20 protein-coding genes and 1 tRNA gene are annotated in these 23,440 nt (G+C 64.8%); 5 read left to right on the forward strand and 16 right to left on the reverse strand.

Annotation, left to right across the window (positions count from 1 at the left end):
• Position 1: 1 nt before the first annotated feature.
• The 7 genes from era to rpoZ form a co-directional block, all read right to left on the reverse strand.
• On the reverse strand, positions 2-928 hold the full coding sequence (gene era, locus ACQR1X_RS18555) for a GTPase Era (RefSeq protein WP_315803998.1): 927 nt from the start codon (positions 926-928) through the stop codon (positions 2-4).
• Complete coding sequence (gene rnc, locus ACQR1X_RS18560) at positions 918-2,003, reverse strand: ribonuclease III (protein WP_434899336.1); 1,086 nt, start codon at positions 2,001-2,003, stop codon at positions 918-920. Before rnc ends, era begins: the two co-directional genes overlap by 11 nt.
• Complete coding sequence (lepB, locus tag ACQR1X_RS18565; protein WP_315804000.1) at positions 2,000-2,761, reverse strand: signal peptidase I; 762 nt, start codon at positions 2,759-2,761, stop codon at positions 2,000-2,002. Before lepB ends, rnc begins: the two co-directional genes overlap by 4 nt.
• A gap of 287 nt (positions 2,762-3,048) precedes the next feature.
• The gene (acpS, locus tag ACQR1X_RS18570) at positions 3,049-3,468 is read right to left on the reverse strand and encodes a holo-ACP synthase (RefSeq protein ID WP_315804001.1); all 420 of its coding nucleotides are present in this window, start codon (positions 3,466-3,468) and stop codon (positions 3,049-3,051) included.
• A complete protein-coding gene (locus ACQR1X_RS18575; protein WP_316218313.1) occupies positions 3,465-4,247 on the reverse strand; it encodes a pyridoxine 5'-phosphate synthase in 783 nt (260 codons plus the stop codon). The genes acpS and ACQR1X_RS18575 overlap by 4 nt, the downstream gene beginning before the upstream one ends.
• Positions 4,248-4,328: 81 nt before the next feature.
• Positions 4,329-6,629, reverse strand: coding sequence for a RelA/SpoT family protein (locus tag ACQR1X_RS18580; RefSeq protein ID WP_434899337.1), 2,301 nt, complete (start codon positions 6,627-6,629; stop codon positions 4,329-4,331).
• Between the two features lie 169 nt (positions 6,630-6,798).
• A complete protein-coding gene (gene rpoZ, locus ACQR1X_RS18585) occupies positions 6,799-7,191 on the reverse strand; it encodes a DNA-directed RNA polymerase subunit omega (RefSeq protein WP_006612728.1) in 393 nt (130 codons plus the stop codon).
• A 347-nt stretch (positions 7,192-7,538) separates the two neighbouring features.
• Between rpoZ and ACQR1X_RS18590 the strand changes: the two genes are divergently transcribed.
• Together ACQR1X_RS18590 and ACQR1X_RS18595 are read left to right on the forward strand one after the other, a co-directional pair.
• On the forward strand, positions 7,539-8,192 hold the full coding sequence (locus tag ACQR1X_RS18590; RefSeq protein WP_315804003.1) for an NYN domain-containing protein: 654 nt from the start codon (positions 7,539-7,541) through the stop codon (positions 8,190-8,192).
• The gene (locus ACQR1X_RS18595; protein WP_315804004.1) at positions 8,173-8,856 is read left to right on the forward strand and encodes a uracil-DNA glycosylase; all 684 of its coding nucleotides are present in this window, start codon (positions 8,173-8,175) and stop codon (positions 8,854-8,856) included. The genes ACQR1X_RS18590 and ACQR1X_RS18595 overlap by 20 nt, the downstream gene beginning before the upstream one ends.
• Before the next feature lie 17 nt (positions 8,857-8,873).
• On the opposite strand, the gene ACQR1X_RS18600 is transcribed toward ACQR1X_RS18595, so the two are convergent.
• The 4 genes from ACQR1X_RS18600 to dapA are packed head-to-tail and all read right to left on the reverse strand — an operon-like array spanning position 8,874 to position 11,322.
• Complete coding sequence (locus tag ACQR1X_RS18600; RefSeq protein ID WP_315804005.1) at positions 8,874-9,455, reverse strand: peroxiredoxin; 582 nt, start codon at positions 9,453-9,455, stop codon at positions 8,874-8,876.
• 56 nt (positions 9,456-9,511) lie between these two features.
• Complete coding sequence (smpB, locus tag ACQR1X_RS18605) at positions 9,512-9,985, reverse strand: SsrA-binding protein SmpB (RefSeq protein WP_315804006.1); 474 nt, start codon at positions 9,983-9,985, stop codon at positions 9,512-9,514.
• Between the two features lies 1 nt (position 9,986).
• Positions 9,987-10,403, reverse strand: a complete 417-nt coding sequence (gene mscL, locus ACQR1X_RS18610) for a large conductance mechanosensitive channel protein MscL (RefSeq protein ID WP_316181903.1) — start codon at positions 10,401-10,403, stop codon at positions 9,987-9,989.
• A 28-nt stretch (positions 10,404-10,431) separates the two neighbouring features.
• Complete coding sequence (dapA, locus tag ACQR1X_RS18615; protein WP_316181901.1) at positions 10,432-11,322, reverse strand: 4-hydroxy-tetrahydrodipicolinate synthase; 891 nt, start codon at positions 11,320-11,322, stop codon at positions 10,432-10,434.
• A 332-nt stretch (positions 11,323-11,654) separates the two neighbouring features.
• Between dapA and ACQR1X_RS18620 the strand changes: the two genes are divergently transcribed.
• Complete coding sequence (locus ACQR1X_RS18620) at positions 11,655-14,009, forward strand: transglycosylase SLT domain-containing protein (RefSeq protein WP_434899338.1); 2,355 nt, start codon at positions 11,655-11,657, stop codon at positions 14,007-14,009.
• Positions 14,010-14,073: 64 nt separating this feature from the next.
• Here the strand turns inward: ACQR1X_RS18620 and ACQR1X_RS18625 are convergent, their stop codons facing one another.
• Entirely contained in the window at positions 14,074-15,603 is a 1,530-nt protein-coding gene (locus ACQR1X_RS18625) for a porin (protein ID WP_316218310.1), read from the reverse strand.
• A 672-nt stretch (positions 15,604-16,275) separates the two neighbouring features.
• The gene (locus ACQR1X_RS18630) at positions 16,276-17,805 is read right to left on the reverse strand and encodes a porin (protein ID WP_315804010.1); all 1,530 of its coding nucleotides are present in this window, start codon (positions 17,803-17,805) and stop codon (positions 16,276-16,278) included.
• Positions 17,806-18,205: 400 nt separating this feature from the next.
• On the opposite strand from ACQR1X_RS18630, the gene ACQR1X_RS18635 reads away from it, so the two are divergent.
• Positions 18,206-18,727, forward strand: coding sequence for a MarR family winged helix-turn-helix transcriptional regulator (locus tag ACQR1X_RS18635; protein ID WP_315804011.1), 522 nt, complete (start codon positions 18,206-18,208; stop codon positions 18,725-18,727).
• 64 nt (positions 18,728-18,791) lie between these two features.
• Here the strand turns inward: ACQR1X_RS18635 and ACQR1X_RS18640 are convergent, their stop codons facing one another.
• Together ACQR1X_RS18640 and ACQR1X_RS18645 are read right to left on the reverse strand one after the other, a co-directional pair.
• Complete coding sequence (locus tag ACQR1X_RS18640; protein WP_434899339.1) at positions 18,792-19,559, reverse strand: alpha/beta hydrolase family protein; 768 nt, start codon at positions 19,557-19,559, stop codon at positions 18,792-18,794.
• 912 nt (positions 19,560-20,471) lie between these two features.
• Positions 20,472-22,001 (reverse strand): porin, encoded by a 1,530-nt coding sequence (locus tag ACQR1X_RS18645; protein WP_315804013.1) that lies wholly within the window; start codon positions 21,999-22,001, stop codon positions 20,472-20,474.
• A gap of 747 nt (positions 22,002-22,748) precedes the next feature.
• On the opposite strand from ACQR1X_RS18645, the gene ACQR1X_RS18650 reads away from it, so the two are divergent.
• Positions 22,749-22,842: transfer RNA gene (locus ACQR1X_RS18650), tRNA-Ser, on the forward strand.
• Between the two features lie 131 nt (positions 22,843-22,973).
• Here ACQR1X_RS18650 and ACQR1X_RS18655 read toward each other — a convergent pair.
• The gene (locus tag ACQR1X_RS18655; protein ID WP_315752952.1) at positions 22,974-23,327 is read right to left on the reverse strand and encodes a hypothetical protein; all 354 of its coding nucleotides are present in this window, start codon (positions 23,325-23,327) and stop codon (positions 22,974-22,976) included.
• Positions 23,328-23,440 lie beyond the last annotated feature (113 nt).

A 23,440-nucleotide genomic window follows, 5' to 3' on the forward strand; every position in this document is an offset into this window, starting at 1 on the left:
GTCATTCCCTGGGGAACTCGAGCCCCATCTCCCGGTAGCGGTCGGGATCGTCGCCCCAGTTCTCACGCACCTTCACGAACAGAAACAGGTGCACCGGCACGCCGGTGATCTCTGCGATTTCCTTGCGCGCCTGCGCGCCGATCGACTTGATCGTCGCGCCGCCCTTGCCGAGCACGATCTTGCGCTGGCTGTCGCGCTCCACGAAGATCGTCTGCTCGATGCGGATCGAGCCGTCCTTGCGCTCGGTCCAGCTGTCGGTCTCGACCGTGGACTGGTAGGGCAGCTCCTGATGCAGATGCGAATAGATCTTCTCGCGGGTGATCTCGGCCGCGAGGTGCCGCATCGGCGCGTCCGACATCTGGTCCTCGGGATAGTGGAACGGACCGGGCGGCACCATCTCCGCCAACGCCCGCCTGAGATCGTCCACGCCGTCGCCGGAGATCGCCGAGATCATGAAGGTGCGCGCGAACGACAGCTTCTCGTTGGCAGCCGCGACCAGCGCCAGCAGCTTCTCGCGCGGCACCAGGTCGACCTTGTTGACCACCAGGATCTTTTCGTGCGCGACCGCAGCCGCCTTGTCGATGATGGACTGCGCCTCGTCGTCGATGCCCTTCTTGGCATCGAGCAGCACGCAGACGACATCGGCGTCATGCGCCCCGCTCCAGGCCGTCGTGACCATGGCGCGGTCCAGCCTGCGCTTCGGCGCGAAGATGCCGGGGGTATCGACCAGGATGATCTGAGACGCCCCCTCGATGACGATGCCGCGGATCAGCGCCCGCGTCGTCTGCACCTTGCGCGAGACGATCGTGACCTTGGAGCCGACCAGCGCGTTGACGAGCGTCGACTTGCCGACATTGGGCGCGCCGATCAGCGCGACGAAACCGCAGCGGGTCCCGGCAGCCGGCACCGATTGTTGTTCAGCCGTCATTGCTGCCGCCGCTGACGCCTTCGCGCTCGATCATGACAGATGCCGCCACCTTTTCTGCCGCGCGCTTCGAGCCGCCGATGCCTTCGGCCGGCTCCAGCCCCGGCAGGTCGACGGCGACACGGAACTGCGGATCGTGATGCGGGCCGGTGCGCTCCACCTCCCGGTAAACCGGGGTCGGCAGGCCCTTGCCCTGCGCCCATTCCTGCAGCACCGTCTTCGGATCGCGCAGCGGGCGCCGCGGCTTGTGCATGCGCTCGGTCCAGTTGCGCTCGACGAAGCCCGCCGCGGCGGTGTAGCCGCCGTCGAGGAAGATCGCGCCGATCACCGCCTCGCAGACGTCACCCAGCACCGACTTGCGCAACCGCGCCCCGGCGCCGGCGCCGACCGCGCCGAGCTTGATGTCGTCGAGCAGGCCGAGCGACTTGGCGACGTCGGCGCAGCTCTCCTTGCGCACGAGATCGGCGAGCCGCTTCGACAACTCCCCCTCGTCCGCGCTCGGAAACGAGCGGTACAGCATGTCGGACACGATCAGGCCGAGCACGTGGTCGCCGAGAAATTCGAGCCGCTGATAGCTGTCGCCGCGCTTCTTGGACGATTTCAGCGCCGAGACGTGGGTGAAGGCGGTGCTGAGCAGCGACGGATCGGCAAAGTGATGGCCGATGCGCGCCTCGATCGCCGCATTGGCGGCCTTGTCCGCGGCCTTGGCGCCCTTGGCGGCGCCGGTCCCCGCGCTCTTGGCACGGCGACTGCCCTTCGCCTTGCTGCGCGGCTTGCCATCGGATTCGGCCTCGGCAACGAGCGCGGTCGGGTCGGCCCCATCGTCGGTCGGGCCAGCGGGCCCCGATTCGGACTCGACGGTCTTCATGTCCGGCTTGGAGACCGGCTTCGCCTCGGTCCTGGAATCGGCCTTTGGCTCGGTCTTGGGCTCGGTCTTGGGCTCGCTCTTCTGCTCGGGCTTGATCTCAGACTTCGGCCGCGACACAGCCTTGGGCGACGCCTCCAGCGCACCCGTGCCGGGTTGCGGGCTCGATGCGGCAGCCTGCGTGGTCTGGATATCGGGTGAGTCGTCGATCATCGCACGAATTTAAAGATTCGATTCCAGCGCACCGATACCGGCCAGCGCCAGAACGCCCAGGCATGCTCGCCTTCGGCAATGGAAAAGAAGATCAGCTGCGCACGGCCGACGATGTTCTCGAACGGCACGTAGCCGACCTGGCTGAGGAAGCGGCTGTCGGTCGAGTTGTCGCGGTTGTCGCCCATCATGAAGAAGTTGCCGGCCGGCACGGTATACACCGCGGTGTTGTCGACATAGCCGTTGTCGACGCAGTCCAGCGTCTCATAGCTGACGCCGTTCGGCAGCGTCTCCTTCCAGCGCTTGACGCGCGCGGTCGAGTCCGGCTGCCCGCAGGGATCCTCGCCGATGAAGTCGGACAGCCGCTCGCGCTGCACCGGCTTGTCGTTGATGTAGAGCAGCCCTTCGCGCACCTGGATGCGGTCGCCAGGCAGGCCGATCACGCGCTTGATGTAGTCGGTGGTATCGTCCTTCGGGAGACGAAACACGACGATGTCGCCGCGGTTCGGCTCCGAGCCGAAGATGCGGCCCGAGAACAGCGGCGGCGACAGCGGGATCGAGTAGTGGCTATAGCCGTACGAATATTTCGATACGAACAGATAGTCGCCGACCAGCAGGGTCGCCTTCATCGATCCCGACGGGATGTTGAACGGCTGGAACAGGAACGTACGGATCACCAGCGCGATCAGTAGCGCATGAACGACGACACGAACGGTTTCACCGAGGCCGCTCTCAGTCTTGGTTCCGGAGGTCACGCTCATCGCTCTTTCAATGTCCCTTGGCGAATGGTCCGACGATTCGCCAGCCGTTGCCGAACACCCCTCCGTCCGCGAACACCATACCGTTCCGCGGCTTAAGGGAGTCTGTCCTGATTCTGGTGGTTAAGGCCAACTCCGGTTTGACCCAGAATCCGCCCGTGATGCAGCCGGTTCGATCCCGGCGGGTTTTAGACGACTGCGCGGGGCCGCGCAATCAATCGCCGCATCAAAACTACATAACTCGCTGAAATCGATCGCATTTTTGTTTTTCCTGCTGGCGCGGCCGCCCGTCAGGATGTCTCGCGGCGCACCGCCGAAATTATGACGAAGGCTTGCGCCAGCGGCCAGTCGTCGGTGATCGACAGGTCGATGCGCGGCTCGTGGCCCTCGGGGGTCAGCGCCTTCAGCCGTTCGGCCGCGCCCCCCGTGAGCTGCATGGTCGGCCGGCCGCCGGGCAGATTGACGACGCCCATGTCGCGCCACCACACGCCCTGACGGATCCCGGTGCCGAGCGCCTTGGCGCAGGCCTCCTTGGCAGCGAACCGCTTGGCGTAGGTGGCGACCACCATCTTCTCGTTCTTGGCCCGCCGCTCCGCCTTGGCGCGCTCGGCCGCGGTGAATATCCGGTTCAGGAAGCGCTCGCCGTGCCGGTCCATCACCTCGGCCACGCGGCGGATGTCGATCAGGTCGGAGCCGATGCCGATGATCATGCCGCCGTCCCCAGCCGCGCACGGCCGCGATCCATCGCCGCGCGCATGGTGCGGACGGTCTCGGCGAGGCCCACGAACAGCGCCTCCCCCATCATGAAGTAGCCGATGTTGAGCTCGACGATCTCCGGCAGCGTCGCGATCCGCTCGGCGGTGGCATAGTCGAGCCCGTGGCCGGCATGGACCTCGAGCCCGGCTGCATAGGCCTGCCGGGCGCCGGTGACGATCCGCTCCCACTCCGCGTCCGCCTTGTCGTGGTGGCCGTCGGTGACGGCGTCGCACCAGCCGCCGGTGTGGATCTCGATCACGGGCGCGCGCAGCCGCGCCGCCATCTCGATCTGCGCCGGATCGGCGGCGATGAACAGCGACACCCGGATGCCGGCATCGCCGAGCCGGGCGATCGCCGGCGCCAGCGCGTTGTGCTGGCCGACCACGTCGAGGCCGCCCTCGGTGGTCAGCTCCTCGCGCCGCTCCGGCACCAGGCAGCAGGCATGCGGGCGCGTCGCAAGCGCGATCCGCACCATCTCCTCGGTGGCCGCCATCTCGAAGTTCAGCGGCTTGGAGATCTCGGCCTTCAGCCGCGCCATGTCGTCGTCGCGGATGTGCCGGCGGTCCTCGCGCAGATGCGCCGTGATGCCGTCGGCCCCGGCCTCGATCGCAAGCAGCGCGGCACGCACCGGATCGGGGCTGCGGCCGCCGCGGGCATTTCGCAAGGTGGCGATGTGGTCGACGTTGACGCCAAGGCGCAGCTTCGGAGGATGTGACTTCGACGGATCGGACATGGGCCGGCTCGCAGGACTTTCGAGTAGACTACAGCTTGTTTAGCTCATCCCGAAGCAGAACGCCGCAGCCATCCCCGCAGATTAGCCATTCACCCGGTCGACCCGCGCCACGATGGTCTTGGCGCGCAACTGGTTGATGATCGCCGAGAGATGCTTGAGGTCATAGACCTCGAGATCGATCGTGAGCTCGGTGAAGTCAGGCGAGCGGCGGCTCATGCTGATGTTGTCGATGTTGCCGTCATGCTCGGCGATCACGGTGGCGACCTGGGCGAGGCTGCCCGGCTCGTTGACGTTCTCGACGCGAATGCGCGCCGGAAAGCGCTGCGGCGAGGTCTCGTCGACGTCCCAGCGCACGTCGAGCCAGCGCTCTGGCTCCTCCTCGAAATCCTTCAGCGCCGGCGACTGGATCGGATAGATCGTGATCCCCTCGCCCGGCGTCACGATGCCGACGATGCGGTCGCCCGGCACGGCACCGCCGTTGGGCGCGAACTTCACCGGCAGGCCGGAATTGAGCCCGCTGATCGGGATGGCAAACGGGCCGCGGTGGGGCTCGGTCGCAGGCGCGGCAGCCTTGGCTGCCGGCGCGGCGGCCATCTTCTTGGCGCCGTAGCGCACGACGCGCTCTTCCTTGTAGTCCGGATACATTGCGCGCGCGACGTCGGAGGCCTTGATCTCGCCGCGACCGACCGCCGCCATCACGTCCTCGATCGAGGCGCGCGCCAGACGCGGCAGCGCGCCCTTGAGCTTGTCGTCGGCATATTCGAGCTTGGTCCGCTCGAACAGACGTTCGACGATGCGCCGGCCCAGCCCGGCATATTGATCGCGCACGGCGGTTCGGGTGGCGCGCCGGATGGCGGCGCGTGCCTTGCCGGTGATGGCGAGCGTCTCCCAGGCCGAGGGCGGCGCCGACTGCGCGTCCGAGGTCAGCACCTCGACCTCGTCGCCGTTCTGCAGCTCCGACGACAGCGCGGCGAACTTGCCGTTGATCTTGCAGCCGACGGCGCTGTTGCCGACGTCGGTATGCACGGCATAGGCGAAGTCGATCACGTTTGCGTGGCGTGGCAGCGCGATGAGCTTGCCCTTCGGCGTGAAGCAGAACACCTGATCGTGAAACAGCTCGAGCTTGGTGTGCTCGAGGAACTCCTCCGGATTCGCGCTCTCCGACAGGATGCCGATAGTGTGGCGCAGCCAGGCGAAGGCATTCGATTCGCGCTTCAGCCGCTCCGTCGGCGAGGCGATGTCGTCCTTGTAGAAGGCATGGGCCGCGATGCCGAGCTCGGCGATCTGATCCATGTCCTCGGTGCGGATCTGCAGCTCGACGCGCTGCTTGCCCGGGCCAATCACGGTCGTGTGGATCGAGCGATAGTCGTTCTGCTTCGGCGTCGAGATGTAGTCCTTGAACCGGCCGGGCACGACAGGCCACGTCGTATGCACGATACCGAGCGCACGATAGCAGGATTCGAGATCCGGCATGATGACGCGAAAGCCGAAGATGTCGGACAGCTGCTCGAACCCGATGGATTTGCGTTCCATCTTGGTCCAGATCGAGAATGGCCGCTTGCGGCGACCGAACACCCGCGCCGTCAGGCCATGCTCGCGAAACTTGCGGGCCAGCTGGCTCTCGATCTCGCCGATCAGGTTGCGATTGCGCTCCGCCAGCGCATCGAGCCGCTGCATCACCACGCTGTACGCCTGCGGGTCGAGCGTCCGGAACGAGAGATCCTCGAGCTCCTCGCGCATCTCCTGCATGCCCATGCGGCCCGCGAGCGGCGCGTAGATGTCGAGCGTCTCCTCAGCGATCCGCCGCCGGGATGCCTCCGGCACGAACTCCAGCGTGCGCATGTTGTGCAAGCGATCGGCGAGCTTGACCAAGAGCACACGCACGTCATCGGCGATCGCCAGCAGGAGCTTGCGCAGATTCTCGGCCTGCTTGGCCTCGCGCGAAACCAGCTCGAGCCGTTTCAGCTTGGTCAATCCCTCGACGAGCGCACCGATCTCGGGGCCGAAGAAGCGGTCGATCTCGGCGCGGGTCGCCTCGGTGTCCTCGATCGTGTCGTGCAGCAGCGCCGCGACGATGGTGGCGTCGTCCAGCTTCAGGTCGGTCAAAATGGCCGCGACCTCGAGCGGATGCGTGAAATACGGGTCGCCGGACGCGCGGGTCTGCGACCCATGCGCCTTCATGGCGTACACATACGCGCGGTTGAGCAGATCCTCGTTCGTATCCGGATTGTAGGAGCGGACCCGTTCCACGAGATCGTACTGTCGCATCATGCGGGAGCGCGGCTTCGGCGGCCGCGGCCGCTCAGCCGGCGGCGAAGGCGCCAACGCGGCCGATTCGGCCGCCGCCTGCATCTGCTGAGGAGTGTGGCCCGAAACCACCATGGAAAATGACTAAACCTTTATCTTCGTGACCAAATCTGCCGGATGGCAGGCGTTTGTCGCAGCCCTATGGTAATCACGGAATCACGTTCAAATGCAAAGGCCCGGACGTGGTCCGGGCCTTCACATTCTCACAAGTTGGCTGGAGCTCGCGCTGACGGTGACGAGACCGTCACTCGTCCTCTTCCGGCTGCTCTTCCGGCGGAGCGAGGCCCTCGAGGCCCTTCAGCAATTCTTCCTCGGTCATGCGCTCGACGGCGACCTCGGTGTCGTCGGCATCGACGCTGGCACCGGCCGAGCCGATCAGCGGCACCGTGTCCGGCTCCGGCTCGTCGACCTCGACGAACTTCTGCAGCGAATGCACCAGTTCTTCCTTCAGATCCTCGGGAGAAATGGTCGAATCCGCAATTTCCCGGAGTGCGACGACGGGATTCTTGTCATTATCTCTATCAATTGTAAGTTGTGATCCCGACGAGATCATGCGCGCGCGATGCGCGGCCAGGAGAACCAGGTCGAACCGGTTGTCGACTTTATCGATACAATCTTCCACAGTGACGCGCGCCATTGTCGCTCCGGTCCTTTGTGTGCTTAATATGCTGATTATGCTGGGCTAGTTATAGAGGCTGGCTGGCTTTCGCAAGGCAAAACTGGCGTCAGGGTTCGGTAAGGGGCAAGGAGTACCGAATTCGGCAACCTTGACTGGCGCTCCGTCCAGACCCGCGGAATTCGGGCCTTGGACAAGAAAACGCTTCATTACGTCGTCACAAGTACGCCTTTGTTGCCCCGATCACTCCGGTTTGCGGTAACCTCACACCAGATGGACCGCCGACGCCTTGGCAGTATCTTGAAATGGAGTGCGCGACCGACTGGAGTCGCGCCCAAAATAGAATCTAACTGAACGCGAGACACTGAATGTCATCTTCGACCAACAAGATTGCGCTCTTCATTGACGGCGCCAACCTATACGCCACGGCCAAGACGCTCGGCTTCGACATCGACTACAAGCGCCTGCTCAAGGAATTTCAGAGCCGCGGCACGCTGCTCCGCGCATTCTATTACACCGCGATCATCGAGGATCAGGAGTACTCGTCGATTCGGCCCTTGATCGACTGGCTCGACTACAACGGCTATACCGTCGTCACCAAGGCGACGAAGGAGTTCATCGACGCCAGCGGCCGACGCAAGGTCAAGGGCAACATGGACATCGAGCTCGCCGTCGATGCCATGGAGCTCGCCGAGCATATCGACCAGATGGTGCTGTTCTCGGGCGACGGCGACTTCCGCTCGCTGGTCGAAGCGATGCAGCGCCGCGGCGTTCGCGTCACCGTGATCTCGACCATCTCCAGCCAGCCGCCGATGATCGCCGACGAGCTGCGCCGTCAGGCCGACGTCTTCACCGACCTCATGGAGTTGCAGTCCAAGCTCGGCCGCGACCCGTCGGAGCGCCCCGCCCCGCGCGAGCCGCGCCACCATTCCCCGCAATTCCTGCAGCGCTCCACCACGCCGGCCGCCCGCGCCACGACCACCGCCACCACCACGCCCAACGATGACGATTTCGAGGACTAGGCGGACGGGCACTCAGCCTGCGCCGCCTGCCCTGTCTTCGACCAATCCCGATCGAGACTGTCCGCTGTGCCCTCGCCTCGTGGAATTCCGCGAGGCGCAGCGCGCGCGCGAGCCGTCATGGTTCAACGCGCCTGTGCCGTCGTTCGGTGATCCCGATGCGCGGCTGTTGATCGTCGGGCTCGCGCCGGGGCTGCAGGGCGCCAATCGGACCGGGCGTCCCTTCACCGGCGACTATGCCGGCGAGCTGCTCTACGGGACGCTGCTGCACTACGGATTTGCGAAGGGCCGATTCGAGGCACGTCCCGACGACGGGCTGACGCTGGTGGATTGCCGAATCAGCAACGCGGTGCGCTGCGTGCCGCCGCAGAACAAGCCGCTGCCCGCCGAGATCAACCAGTGCCGGAGCTTCCTCGGCGCCACCATCGCCGCGATGCCGCGGCTGCGCAGCATCGTCGCGCTCGGCCGCATCTCCCACGACACGCTGCTGAAGCTGCTGGGCCTGCGCGCGGTCGCGGCGCCCTTCGCCCACGGCGCCGTGCACCAGGCCGGCGGGATCAGGCTGTACGACAGCTATCACTGCTCACGCTACAATACGAACACCGGCGTGCTCACGACCGAGATGTTCCACGCCGTGTTCGCGCGTGTGAAGGCGGATCTGGATTAGGTCGGTCCGCCCCATCCTCACGCGGCGACGCGGTTGTCCTTCAGCCACGCCAGCACGTCGCCCGCGTTCCTGTCCGGAGGAAACACCGGATAGAACACGTGGGTGATGCAGGCGTCGTCCACGATCATGGCAAGCCGCTTGATCATGGTCAGCCCGGCGATCTCCATGGTCGGCAACCGCAGGGCATTGGTCAGCTCGAGCTTTTCGTCCGACAGCACCGGAAACGGCAGATGCAGGCGCGAGGCCATCTCGGTCTGATAGGCATTGCTCTGCGTCGACAGGCCGAACACATGCGCGGCGCCTGCCGATTTCAACTCGCCGAACAGGTCGCGGAAGCTGCAGGTCTGCGGCGTGCAGCCGCGCGCACCCGGGATCATGTCCCAGTCCTCGACCAGCGACACCTTGCCGGGTTCGCCGGTCCGCGGATACGCGAACACGACGGTCCGTCCCGGCAGATCGGACAACGTGACCAGCGTGTCGTCGGTGGCACGCAGTCCGATCGCGGGAATGATCGTCCCGACCAGATGATCTGCTGCGCCGTCGTCGGTCGGAGCCGGAATCCGGCTCCAGTCGACATCCAAGAGGTTCTTCTGATTCATCGGATGCTGTCCCAAGGCTCAGGCGTGCCGCCGAGGAGCGCGCGGCAAAGGTCTCGTTAGCCGCGCGCCCGCAGCAGCCGGCCCTTCTCGCGGCCCCAATCGCGCTTCTTTTCGCTCTCGCGCTTGTCGTGCAGCTTCTTGCCCTTGGCGACGGCGAGCAGCAGCTTGGCGCGGCCACGCTCGTTGAAATAGAGCTTGAGCGGGATCAGCGTCATGCCTTCGCGCTCGACCGCGCCCATCAGCTTGTTGATCTGCTTGCGATGCAGCAGCAGCTTGCGCGGCCGCTTCGGCTCGTGATTGAAGCGGTTGGCCTGCAGATATTCGGGAATGTTGGCGTTGATCAGCCAGATCTCGCCGTCGCGCGAATCCGCATAGGATTCCGCGATCGTCGACTTGCCGCTGCGGACCGACTTCACCTCGGTGCCGGTCAGCGCGATGCCGGCCTCGATGGTGTCCTCGATCGCATAGTTGAACCGCGCCTTGCGGTTCTCTGCGGCGACGGTGATCTTGGGCTCGTTCTTGTCTGCCACGTCAGGCCTTCTTCAGGAGATCCCTGATTTCGGTCAGAAGCTCGACCTCGGGTGTGGGCTTCGGCGGAGCGGCCGGCGCAGCCTCCTGCTTCCGCTTCAACGTGTTCATCAGCCGGATGACGATGAAAAGAACGAAGGCAACGATCACGAAGTTCAGCGTGATCGTCAGGAAGCTGCCATAGGCCAGCACCGCACCCTGCTTCTTCGCATCGGCAAGGTTGCCGGCATTTACCGCTTTGGACAGCGGGATAAAGTAGTTGGAGAAATCAAGGCCGCCGGTGACCGCGCCGATGATCGGCATGATGACGTCGCCGACCAGCGAGTTGACGATGGCGCCGAACGCCGCGCCGATGATGACGCCGACCGCGAGGTCGACGACGTTGCCCTTCATCGCGAATTCACGGAATTCCTTCAACATGCTCGCATCCCCCTCAAGATACGTCGGCTCAGTTGATCAGTCCGGCATGAACCATCGCCTCGCGCACCGCGACCCGGGTCGGCTCCGACACCGGCACCATCGGCAGCCGCAGCTTCTCCTCGATCTTGCCGAGCAGCGACAACGCGTATTTCACCGGCGCCGGGTTGGACTCGATGAACAGGTTGGTGTGCAGCGGCATCAGCTTGTCGTGGATCTTCAGCGCGGTGGCGACATCGCCCTTCTGCCAGGCCTGGTGGAATTCCGAGCACAGCCGCGGCGCGACGTTCGACGTGACGGAGATGCAGCCATGGCCGCCATGCGCCATGTAGCCGATGATCGTCGCATCCTCGCCCGAGAGCTGGTTGAACTCCTCGCCCATCGCGGCGCGCTGCTGCGACACCCGCACCATGCTGGCGGTGGCGTCCTTCACGCCGGCGATGTTCTTCAGCTCGAACAAGCGCTTCATGGTGTCGACGGACATGTCGATCACCGAGCGCGGCGGAATGTTGTAGATGATGATCGGAATGCCGATCGCGTCGTTGATCGCCTTGAAGTGCTGATACAGGCCTTCCTGCGTCGGCTTGTTGTAATAGGGCGTCACCACCAGCACCGCGTCCGCCCCCGCCTTCTCGGCGTGCTGGGCGAGCTCGACCGCCTCTTTGGTCGAATTGGAGCCGGCGCCGGCCACCACGGGAACCCGCCCCTTGGCCTCGGCAATGCACCACTCGACCACCCGCTTGTGCTCGTCATGACTGAGCGTCGGGCTCTCGCCCGTCGTGCCGACCGGCACGAGGCCGTTGGTGCCCTCGTCGATCTGCCAGTTCACGAGGCTGCGAAAAGCGGCCTCGTCCACGGACCCGTTCTTGAAAGGAGTGACCAAGGCGGTGAAAGAACCCCGGAAATTCGTCTTGGCTGCCATGAAACTCCCTCCCAAACGCCGTTTGGCCCCTGTGCGAGCCACTTCATACCGGGTCTACCGACGGGGCGGAAGGCCCGCCCGCGGTTGGGCTGCCTTCTCAACAGGCACCCGAATCGCTCTGCCGCGCCCGCGACAGCCCGGCCCGCACACTTCGCACCGGGCAACCACCCTTCTCGGAACCCCCGCGCGGCCGCACGCCGCCCTTCGGTCGTGATTTCGCCGCGGTGTTGGCGCAGGTTGCAATCCTTCCCTGTATATTTAGGATTTGTTCACCTTTTCGATAGACCCATGTTGGTCAGGGGATCGAAGTCATCCGCCGCAAAAGGAACGCCGTGCCCTTTTCTGCCCGCGCCACTGCATTGCGATCGACCGCCCTGTCGGTGTCACTCTCGGTGTCCTTGGCCGCCGGCCTGACACTCGGATGGGCTCTCGCCGGACATGGCGCCCTCGCCAAGGACCAGGCTGCCAAGTCCAAGGTTTCAGAGTCCAAGGTTTCGGCATCCAAGGCTCATACGGCCAAGGTTCCCGTGCCGAAGGCGCGTCCGATCGCGCGCGGCGCGGTCCCCAAGACGAACACCAACGAGGCGGCCGGGACAAAGAGCAAGGTCGACGCGCACGCCGAGGCGAAGGCCGAGATCAAGAACACTCCCAAAGGCGCCGGCGCGGCGCCAAGGGACATCACGCCCGGTGCCGCGGCTGCGGCCCTGCCGGTCCGCCAGCATGCCGCCCTGCCCGCCTCCCGCAAGCCCCTGGTGCCGGCTGCGATCGCCGCGACGTCCTCGACCTCGCAGTCCGACAAGGAGGCGCTCGAAAACGTGATCGAGCTCGTCCGCAAGCGCAAGCCCGGCGATGCCACCGAGGTCGTGCAGGCGATCTCGGATCCGGTGGCGCGCAAGCTCGCGGAGTGGGTGATCCTGCGTAGCGACAACAACAATGCCAGCGTCGAGCGCTATCGCGCATTCATCACCGCCAATCCGTCCTGGCCGTCGCAGACCTTCCTGCGCCGCCGGCTCGAGGCCGCGTTGTGGGACGACAAGCGCGACGATTCCGTCGTCTGGTCGTGGTTCGAGAACGAATCGCCGCTGTCGGCGAAGGGCAAGTTCGCGCTGGCCCGGGTGATGCTCAATCGCGGCGACCGCGCCAACGCCGAGCGCCTGGTGCGCGATGCCTGGCGCAACGACGCGATGTCCGAGGAGACCGAGAACAACATCCTGGACCAGTACGGCGCCCTGCTGTCCGGCGGCGATCACAAGGCGCGGATGGACACGCTGCTGTATGGCAGCGAGCACGAGGCGGCGATGCGCGCTGCACGGCGGCTCGGCTCGGGCCACGTAGCGCTCGCAAAGGCGCGAATCGCGACCTACCGCAAAGCCTCCAACAGCCAGAGCCTGCTCGATGCCGTGCCGCGCGAGCTGCACGGCGATGCCGGCTACATCTTCAGCCGCATCCAAGTGCTGCGGCGCGACGAGAAGTTCGCCGAGGCGGCGCAGTTGATGCTCAGCGCGCCCAGGGATCCCGGCCGCCTGCACAATCTGGACGAATGGTGGATCGAGCGCCGCCTGCTGGCGCGCAAGATGATCGACACCGGCGATTATCGCAGCGCCTACCTGATCGCGCGCGACGCGGCGCTGCCGAACCGCGACATCTACAAGACCGAGCAGGAATTCACCGCCGGCTGGATCGCGTTGCGCTTCCTCAACGATCCCGCCACGGCGGCCCAGCACTTTGCGCGCATCGGCGTCGGCAGCGTCAATCCGACCACCCTGGCGCGGGCCGGTTATTGGCAGGGCCGCGCGGCAGAAGCGATGGGGCGCATGCAGGAGGCGCGCGCGGCCTATATGTCGGCGGCCGAGCAGTCCACGAGCTATTACGGCCAGTTGGCGCGGGCGAAGCTCGGCCTGCCGCAGCTCGGCCTCAATGCTGCGCCGAGCGGCCGCGGGCGCGGTGTCGAGCGGCTCGAGGTGGTGCGCGCGGTGCAACTGCTGTACGAGCTCGACGAGGGCGAGGTCGCGATCCCGATCTTCGCCGATATGGGCGACAACGGCGACCCCGACGTCCTGGTCGGAATCGCGGAAGCCGCCGCGCGAAACAGCGATGCGCGGGCGATGCTGCTGGTCGGCAAGGCCGCGCTCAATCGCGGGCTGCCGTTCGACCACTACGCCTATCCGGTCACCGGCATTCCTGCGTTCCGCTCGCTCGGACCGGAGGTCGAGCCGAGCGTGGTCTTCTCGATCGCGCGTCAGGAGAGTGCCTTCAACCAGGCGGTGGTCTCGCCGGCCCAGGCCTATGGGCTGATGCAGGTCACGCCGGATGCCGGCCGCTACGTCTGCAAGCGCGCGGGCGTCAGCTTCGATCTGAACCGGATGAAGACCGACCCGGTCTACAACGCGCAGCTCGGCGCGGCCGAGCTCGGCGGCCTGCTCGAGGACTATCGCGGCTCGTACATCATGACGTTCGCGGCCTACAATGCCGGCCGCGGCAGCGTGAGGAAGTGGGTCGAACGCTATGGCGACCCGCGCGATCCGAAGGTGGACGCGGTGGATTGGGTCGAGCTGATCCCCTTCGCGGAGACCCGCAACTACGTGCAGCGGGTGATGGAGAACCTGCAGGTCTATCGCGCCCGCTTCGGCGGCGGCTCGCGGCTACAGATCGAGGCCGATCTGCGCCGCGGCGCTGTGGTGGAGTAGCGAAACCGACATCGGATCGTCGTCAATCGCTATTCGCTACTCCCTGCTCCCTATTCGCCTCTCATTACCAGTTGCGCTGAGCGCGCAGCAGCAGCGAGACCGAATCCTGGTCCTTCAGCTGATAGGTCGTGGCCGGTTTGGCAACCGCCGCAACCGCCGGCGCATTGGCGACGCCCGCGAACTTCTGATCCAGCCGGGTCCAGGCGACGTCAGCCGAGAAGGTCAGATTCTTGACCGGCGTCCAGCGCGTGATCACACCCAGAGTCGAGATGTTGAAGTCCGGGTTGCAGTTCGCACCGACGATGCCGAGAGCGACCATACCCGCACCGTTGCAGATCAGGCCCTTCGCTGTCGCATTATAGCGCACGGCGCTCCATGAGCCGTACACCGCGGTGTTCCAAGCCGGATCCCAGTTGTGGGTGAAGGCGCCGCGGACGCCGTAGGTCGTCGTCAGCTGCTGCTGGGTATTCGCCCCGAACACCGAATCCGACACGCCCGCGAAGCCCAGGCTCTGGAAAGCGCCGGCCATGTTGCTGCCGCCGTACATCGCGTAGTTGATCGGCGCGAGGCTCTGGAAGTTGTAGCGGCTGGCACCGTTGGTGTAGACGCCCTGCAGATTGATGGTGTCGCCGGCGCCGGTCGGGATATTCTTGATCGACAGGGCGAGCTGACCGGCGTAGCCCCATTTGTCGGCGGGATGCCCGGTCGTCTCGTTGGCACCGAAGAAGGCGGCGTGGTTGTCGTGCGCCGCGAAGGACGCCTGGAACAGGCCCCAGGCCTGATCGACGCGCACCATGCCGACGATGTCGGGCGCGACGTTGCCGCCGAAATTCGACGTACCATAGCTGCCGGTGAGCACGCCAGCGGCCGTCTGTCCCGCCGTATTCCAGATCTGCGACTGCGAATACTGCGTCGCATCCTGGGCCGAGATCGCGGCCGTGATGCCCGAGCCGAAGTCCGCGGTATAGGTGAACTGGTTGACGCCGGTGATGGTGCCGCCGCCGCCGGTCAGACCGTCGAAATTGTTGCCGGGGTAGTTGGCCCAGGGTGCGTCGAACTGCGACACGGCCTTACCCATGGTGAAGCCGGCGAACTGGATGAAGGCATAGAAGACGCCGATCCCGCCTTGCGCGATGTTGCCGTCAGCCTGCGCTCCAGGCGCGCCCGCCGTCGAATAGGCGGTTGCGCCCGTGGGGGAGCCGGTCCCGGCATAGCTGCCCCCGGTCCACTGGAAGACACCGTCGAAGAAGGTGCGCACGACGCCATATTCGGTCGCGGTGCGGGTGTCGATGTTGAGGTCGGCACGCGAACGCGTCGTGTAGTAGTTGCTGAGACGATTTCGCCCGCCGGCGACGCCGTTCACGGCATTCTGGAAGATCGTATTCGTACCGAAGCCGGCCTCGGCACGCAGGTAGCCGCCGAGCTTGATGCAGGTGTCGGTACCCGGAATGTAGAAAAATCCGGCGCCGTACATCGAGCAGACCCTGACATACTCGACCGCTTTGGCCTTGATCGGAAGGTCGGCGGCCTGAGCCCCACCCATGGCGAGCAACGCCGCCCCTGAGCCCAGAACAAGGCTCCTCACAGTCTTCATACTAACCTCCAAATTGCTCAGTTCAGACCGGCCCGGCTCGACATCGAACGACCGCCCCAACGGTCAGCCCGTCTCCAGCTGCACCACAGTGCTCGCGCATAGCGTTGCAGTGGGAACGATCGCGAGGCAGAGTTGGTGCTTTATCGGACCATTCTCGTGACCGGCCGGATCACGCATGTGGCGCGGCCGCGGCGCGGCACACGGTCGCCAGATCCCCAAGAGTAATGTGTCAGGGAAGACTTTCGCCGCCGAATGCGTGTCGCGCTCGTGGCGGGAATGCAGCAGGACGCGCGTCGAGAAGCGCGGCGAGCGCGAGGCTCCAATTTTCTGGCTCTGTCATCCCGGCGATCGTGACACGGGCCCTTGCCTGCCCGGGATCACGCAGGCCAAGCTTGGCTCAAACGTGCGGTCGAACCGAGCGCCCGCCGACCGCCTCTCACGCATGTTTGAGCCGGATGGCCACGAGGCGGTCGCGAAATTCCATCCAGATCGCACTCCGTCGCGTGGCCGCGCGGTGTGGTTCTCGGGCGGGTCTGCAGCATGTTTGTCAGCGACAGAGCGGAGCGGCGAGGAATGCGGATCTCGGCGCTGGAGCACGCGCTGGCGAGGCAAAGAAAAACCCCCGGCAGTTGCCTGCCGGGGGTTCGTCAAACCGTCGTCAGACGATCTGGATCAGAAGTTGCGCTGAGCGCGGAGCAGCAGCACAGCCGACTGCTGATCCTTCAGCTCGTACACCGCGGCCGGCTTCGCGACAGCAGCAGCAGCCGGAGCGGTGACCGAACCGGAGTGCTTCTGGTCGAGCCAGGAGTAGGCGAAGTCAGCCGAGAAGGTCAGATTCTTGACCGGGGTCCAGCGCGTGATCAAGCCGAGGGTGGCCAGATCGAAGTCCGGATTACAGGTCGAACCCGCGTTGAAGGCCGCGACAACGCCCGGGCTGGTGCAGATCAGGCCCTTGGCCGTGCCATTGTAGCGGACGGCAGCCCACGACCCGTAGATCGCAGTGTTCCAGGCCGGATTCCAGTTGTGGGTGTACGCACCGCGCATACCGTAGGTCGTGGTCAGCTGCTGCTCACCACCGGTCGTGAAGACCGAGTCGCCCACACCGGCAAAGCCGATGCTCTGGTAGGCGCCAGCCAGACCCGTGCTGCCGTACATCGCGTAGTTGTTCGGCATCAGGCTCTGGATGTTGTAGCGGCTCGCACCGTTGGTGTAGACGCCCTGCACGTTGATCGTGTCGCCAGGTCCGGTCGGGATGTTCTTGATCGACAGGGCCAGCTGAGCCGCCCAGCCCCACTTGTCGGCCGGGTGGCCGGAGGTCTCGGACGCGCCGTAGTAAGCGACGTGGTTGTCATGCGCCGCGAACGACGCCTGGAACAGACCCCAGGCCTGGTCGACACGGACCATGCCGACGAAGTCCGGAGAGACGTTGCCACCGTAGTTGCTGGTGCCGTAAGCACCACCGATCACGCCAGCCGCCGTCGAACCCGCCACGTTCCAGAGGTTGTTCTGGTAGTAGGCGCTCGCATCCTGAGCCGAGACCGAGGCCGTGATGCCGGAGCCGAAGTCAGCAGTGTAGCTGAACTGATTGACGCCGGTGACCGTGCCGCCGCCGCCGGCGAGACCGTCGAAGTTGTTGCCCGGATAGTTGACCCAGGGCGTGTCGAACTGCGACACGGCCTTACCCATGGTGAAGCCGGCGAACTGGATGAAGGCATAGTACACGCCGACCGAGCCCTGCGCGATATTGCCGTCGGCCTGTGCGCCCGGCGCACCAGCGGTCGAGTAAGCGGTCGCACCGGTGGCCGAACCCGTGCCGGCATAGCCGCCGGAGGTCCAGCTGAAGGTCAGGTCAGCGAAGGTACGGACCACGCCGTACTCGGTCGCCGTGCGCGTGTCGATGTTGATGTCCTGACGAGCGCGGGCCGTGTAGTAGTTGCTCAGGCGGTTATGCGCACCACCCTGGCCGCTGTACGTGCCGTTGAAATCGCTGTTCGTGCCGATCGCCGTTTCAGCACGGAGATAGCCACCGAGCTTGATGCAGGTGTCGGTGCCGGGGATGTAGTAGAAGCCCGCACCATACAGGGAGCAAACCTTCACATACTCGACCGCTTTGGCCTTGATCGGAAGGTCGGCCGCCTGAGCCGCGGACATGGCGAGCAGAACTGCCGCCGAGCCGAGGACAAGGCTCTTAACCGTCTTCATTTAAACCTCCAAGTTGCTCTTTTGAGAAAGAACCGGACCAAGATCCCCCAGGACGATCCGCTTCCTCTGCTCCCGAAAAACCGCTTCAGCCGCTTCGCGCCATCGGACACACCCGCATCACGCGAGGGACTTAAGCGAACCACCTGTCACGGGACGATCGAGTAACCCCCCACCGTCGTCAGGAACTATGCCTTCGCTCATTCGGTAAGCAAAATAGTTTATGCAGTCAGGTAATTGAATGAAGCCGAAATGTGTCTTGAGGGCAACACAATGGCAGCTTGTTGTGCAGCGCACGGGGGACGGCGCATGTCCTCCTAGATAAGTGATTTTGTTGCGGATTTTTTTTCTTTAGGGTCGAGCTTCGTACTGGAACTCCTGAGCAATGGCGCCCTTGAAGAACATGTCTGCCGCACCTGTGGAAGCGGACGCGCAACCGCAGACTGCCGAACATCTGCCGAAGAATCGCGACGCCATTCTTCGCTTCGCCAGGGAGATCTCCACGATCAACGTCCATCTGGAGGAGCTGAGGTACTTCTGGGCCAAGCGAATCGGCATCAGTGGCCCGCAATGGATGATCCTGATGGCGATCTCCGAGCTGGATCAAGGCGAGGGAGTCGCCGTGAATGCGGCGGCCAAGCGGCTGCACGTCGACCCTTCGTTCGTCACGACGCAGTCGAAGCTGCTGGAGAAGAAGGGCTTCATGGAACGCAAGCCCGCGCCCAACGATGCGCGCGTGGTCCGGATGTCGCTCACCACCAAGACATCGGAGCAGTTCGCCGAGCTGGAAGCCCAGCAGGCGCAGATCTTCAGCTTCATCTTCGAGGAATTCGACGCTCGCGAGCTGGCGACGTTCACGGACAAGCTGGCTGGCCTCAAGGACCGTTTCGAGAAGGCCAGCGCGCGACTCACGATGGGGCTCTGAGGCCCCCGAGGCGACCACGGCCCAATCGCCTCTTACAGGCAGCGGGCCCAGATATGCGGTCGCATCAGCCAGGAGGCCGCTGAGACCCCGCCAGGCGCCTGGCGATCCAGTCAAAGACGAAGGCATCGGCTTCGAGCCAATCGGCGCCCGCGCTGGAGACGATCTTCAGAGTGATATCCGGGTGCTCGCGCTTGATCTGCGCGATCAGCCGGGTTGCGATGTCGGCTCGAAGCCAGCCACGCTCCGGCACCGTCACCAGCAGCGGACACATGATCTGCCGCGCCGCCAGCCCTTCCGTCGCGATCGGCGGCCTGCCCCGCTCACCCGCACCGGGTCGGCGCGACAGGAAGACACGCTCGTGAATATCCCACAAGCCGGCGTCGCAGACCGCCGCAGCATAACGCGGATCGAGTGCGATGCCGCGCGCGACAAAGGACGAACTCCAGTCGTCGGCCAGAATCGCGATCCGGCCTTCGTCCACGTCATCGCGGGACGTCACGTAGTCCGTCACGCTCGCGATGGCCGATTCGAGATCGCTACGGCCGACGATCTCCTCGAAGCGGCAGTCCGGTCCGCTGCCCAGCAGATCGACCACCAGCAGCGCCAAGCCACGCTGCTCCGCATGGGCTGCAAGCTTGAACAGCGACGTTTCCTTGCGACGGCCGGGCTCACCGATGCAGATGACGGTGGGCGCCCTGCCCGCCTCGCCACGCGCCGGCAGGAAATAGGCTTCGAGCGGATAGTCGGCGCGCCAGTGGATTGTGACGACCTCTCCTTGCGGATCGGCACAGCGCAGGAATTCGCGCGCACATTCGCGCATGCGGGACAGCACGACGTCCTGGCGGGAACGCGAGCTGCTGAACGGACAGGCCGCAGCCTCATAACAATCCACTGCGCGCGACCATTTGCGAAACGCCAGCTCGGGACGACCGCTGCTCACGGCGTCGGCGGCGGCAGCCTTCATGGCGTCCGCGCATTGCATCCACTCACGATACCAGGACTCGTCGTCGCTGGCGTCGATCCGCTGCGCAACCGCCAGACATTCCGCAAGCTCGGCCCGGCCCTCGGGCCGCGCTTCCAGCAGCCGCGTGATGGCGCCCGCCAGATCGTCTTGCTCGGACCACGGACGCAGCACTCCCACAGAGCCTTCCGAACTCATCTTTGGACACATTCCTCACTGGCGTGACGGTGTGGCCCCGTCATCTGACGGTCATGGTGACCATCCGGCATTTCCCGGTCAAGCGGATGCGCAACGATTTTTGGTGAGACGATGGATGTTTGCGCTGACGTACGCGCCTGCGGAGATCACGCCGATGCTCTGCAATCGAGAGGCAATGTCAGATATTGGATGCCGAGGAGATCCCGATATGAAGAAGCCTCCGGCGGGGCATCGCCAGAGGCTTCCTGGAGTCTAACATCGTATGATCGTCGTCTTGCGTCTGCGGTGTCGTCCTCACAAGGACGAATGATTACTCAGGCATGAGAAAATTAGCTTATCAACTCATCTGTTTTCAACACCATTTTTCAAAAAATACCAGCATGCAGCCAACCTACTGAAACGAATGCGACTTTCGAGCTACAGGCAATCGAAGCTCTGCTCAATTGGCTCGATCCATCGATCTGGCATCGATCGCTTCTCGAGCGCACCGGACCCGGAGTCACTCCGGAATGAGCGCCCGCACACAAGCAAAAACCCCCGGCAGTTTCCTGCCGGGGGCTCTTGAACCCGATCAGACGATCAGGATCAGAAGTTGCGCTGAGCGCGGAGCAGCAAGGACACCGAGTTCTGGTCCTTGAGCTGATAGACCGCAGCCGGCTTGGAGGTCGTGGTCGTAGCCGGGGAAACAATGTTGCCCGAGTACTTCTGGTCGAGGTTGGTCCAGGCCACGTCGGCCGAGAAGGTCAGGTTCTTGACCGGGGTCCAGCGGGTGATCAAGCCCAGCGAGGAGATGTTGAAGTCGGGGTTGCAGGTGAAGCCTGCGCCCGCGATCGCACCCATCGCCGCGCTGCCGCAGATCAGGCCCTTGGCAGTGCTGTTGTAGGACACGGCAGCCCACGAACCGTAGATCGCGGTGTTCCAGGCCGGGTTCCAGTTGTGGGTGTACGCACCGCGCATACCGTAGGTCGTGGTCAGCTGCTGCTCACCGCCGGTCACGAAGACCGAGTCGCTGACGCCAGCGAAGCCGAGCGTGCCGTAGACACCAGCCGTGCTGCTGCCGCCGTACATCGCGTAGGTGGTCGGCACCAGGCTCTGAGCGTTGTAGCGGCTCGCACCGTTGGTGTAGACGCCCTGGATGTTGATGGTGTCGCCGGGGCCGGTCGGGATGTTCTTGATCGACAGGGCCAGCTGAGCAGCCCAGCCCCACTTGTCAGCCGGGTGACCGGTGAGCTCGGTGGCGCCGTAGTAGCCGGTGTGGTTGTCATGCGCCGCGAACGACGCCTGGAACAGACCCCAAGCCTGGTCGACACGAACCATGCCGACGATGTCCGGGGACACGTTGCCACCGAAGGTGTTGGTGCCGTACGAACCGCCGATGATGCTGGCCGCGGTGATGCCCGACACGTTCCACATGTTGGTGGTGTAGTACTGGCTCGCGTCCTGCGCCGAGATCGCCGCAGTGATGCCCGAGCCGAAGTCGGCGGTGTAGGTGAACTGGTTGACACCGGTCACGGTGCCGCCGCCGCCCCACAGGCCGTCGAAGTTGTTGCCCGGGTAGTTGGTCCAGGGCGCGTCGAACTGCGACACGGCCTTACCCATCGTGAAGCCGGCGAACTGGATGAAGGCGTAGTACACGCCAATGCCGCCCTGAGCGATGTTGCCGTCGGCCTGAGCGCCAGGAGCGCCAGCCGTCGAATAGGCAGTCGCGCCGGTCGCCGAGCCCGAGCCAGCGTAGGTGCCGCTGGTCCAGGTGAACGTCAGGTCAGCAAAGGTGCGGACCACGCCGTACTCGGTCGCGGTGCGCGTGTCGATGTTGAGGTCCTGACGAGCGCGGCTGTAGTAGTAGTTGCTCTGGCGGTTCATGCCGCCGGCAACGCCGTTGACCGCGTTGTTGTACTGGCCGTTGCTGGCGAACGACGTTTCAGCACGCAGGTAACCGCCCAGCTTGATGCAGGTGTCGGTGCCGGGGATGTAGTAGAAGCCAGCGCCGTAAAGCGAGCAGACCTTCACATATTCGACCGCCTTGGCCTTGATCGGAAGGTCAGCTGCCTGAGCCCCGGACATGGCGACGAGAGCGGCCGCCGAGCCCAGGACAAGGCTCTTGATCGTGTTCATAATGTTAAACCTCCAAGTTGCTCAGTCAGGGAAGGTTCCGCCTCCGCTGGGTGAGAGACACCCTTGGGGTTGGACCCGTTATCCCTCTTCGACCCGTCGCTCAGCCGCTTCGCGCTATCGGACACACCCGCATGAACGCGAGGGACTTGAGCGAACGACCTAAACGGGACGACGTCGGGATGCCCCCCTTCGTCGTGCGAGCAGAATTACCGAAGGCCTTTGCACACGCAACAAAGGAACCATCATTGCGGCGCCCAAGCGGCGCCTTTTCGGACCGGTGTTGCACAAAAGGCACGGAACCGTGGTTCTGCGGGAACACCTAAGTCGCTGTTTATGTTGTCGTTTTGTCACAACGCAATTTGAGGTGCTTAAGGCCGCGAGCACTCGCCCGCCCGGAACCCGCCCCAAGTCAGGCGCCGGGGCCGTGAATCCAGCCACGCGCTGAACGAGAATCGGGCTGGAGGACGCTGCCGTCTGCGTCCCCTCCCGCCGGCCGCCTTTGCTGCAGACGACCCTCTATATTAGGGGTCCTCCGCGTCAGGGATCATCGAGAGGGCTCGCACCGCCCGTCGACTTCGACGCGTACCGCGGCCGATCAAACGGCAGGTCCAGCCCGGATCGATGGGCCGAAGGTGAAGACCACCGCCCGCACCGGTCCGGCGAAGCCGCGGCCCTGTGAGGATTTCGAAACCGCATGCAATCTGCCGCTTGCGGCTCAGCGCGGCGTCGGGCATACCGACCGTCGCCGGAGACGTGGCCGAGTGGCTGAAGGCGGCGGTTTGCTAAACCGTTATAGGGTTGTAAAGCCCTATCGAGGGTTCGAATCCCTCCGTCTCCGCCAGCCACCCTTGGGTGCGGCCAACAGGCCCCTCCCCCCAGATCATCCGCATCAAAGCCGAGCCGTTCACGCACCTGCCGGATCGCAACGGACCCTGGCCGCCGTGATCACGGTTGCCGCTCAATCCGCGCGGCTCAATCGAACAAGCCACGGCTGATGTTGATCACGAAGGCGGCGGGCACGCCGATGATGGTGCCGACGAAGCCATAGCCGAGCGCAGCCCACCATGACGCTGCGCCTCCGGCTCCCATCACGGCACCATAGATGGCGCCGAGACCGGCACAGAGGGCGGTCACCACGACGAGGCGGCGGTCATTATGGGCCTCGACCCGCAGACGCTTCAACTCGCGCCGGCTTTGCACCGCAGGCCCGGCCGGCTCGGTCGATCCACAATGCGGGCACGCCACTGCGCTGAAGGAGACGCCGCTGCCGCAGTCATGGCAGTCGATCAGCTCTTGCCGCCGCGCCTGTCGCCGTGCCTGGCCCATGCCGTCAATCCCGCTTGTCTGCGTCACACCGAACGACAGATAGGAGATTTATGGGCGCGCGACGAGGCCCGCTTCCGACGAGAATGAGCGATCGGGCGAGATCCGCCAAGCCG

The organism is Bradyrhizobium sp. HKCCYLRH3073 (assembly GCF_051167995.1).
Lineage (GTDB): Bacteria > Pseudomonadota > Alphaproteobacteria > Rhizobiales > Xanthobacteraceae > Bradyrhizobium.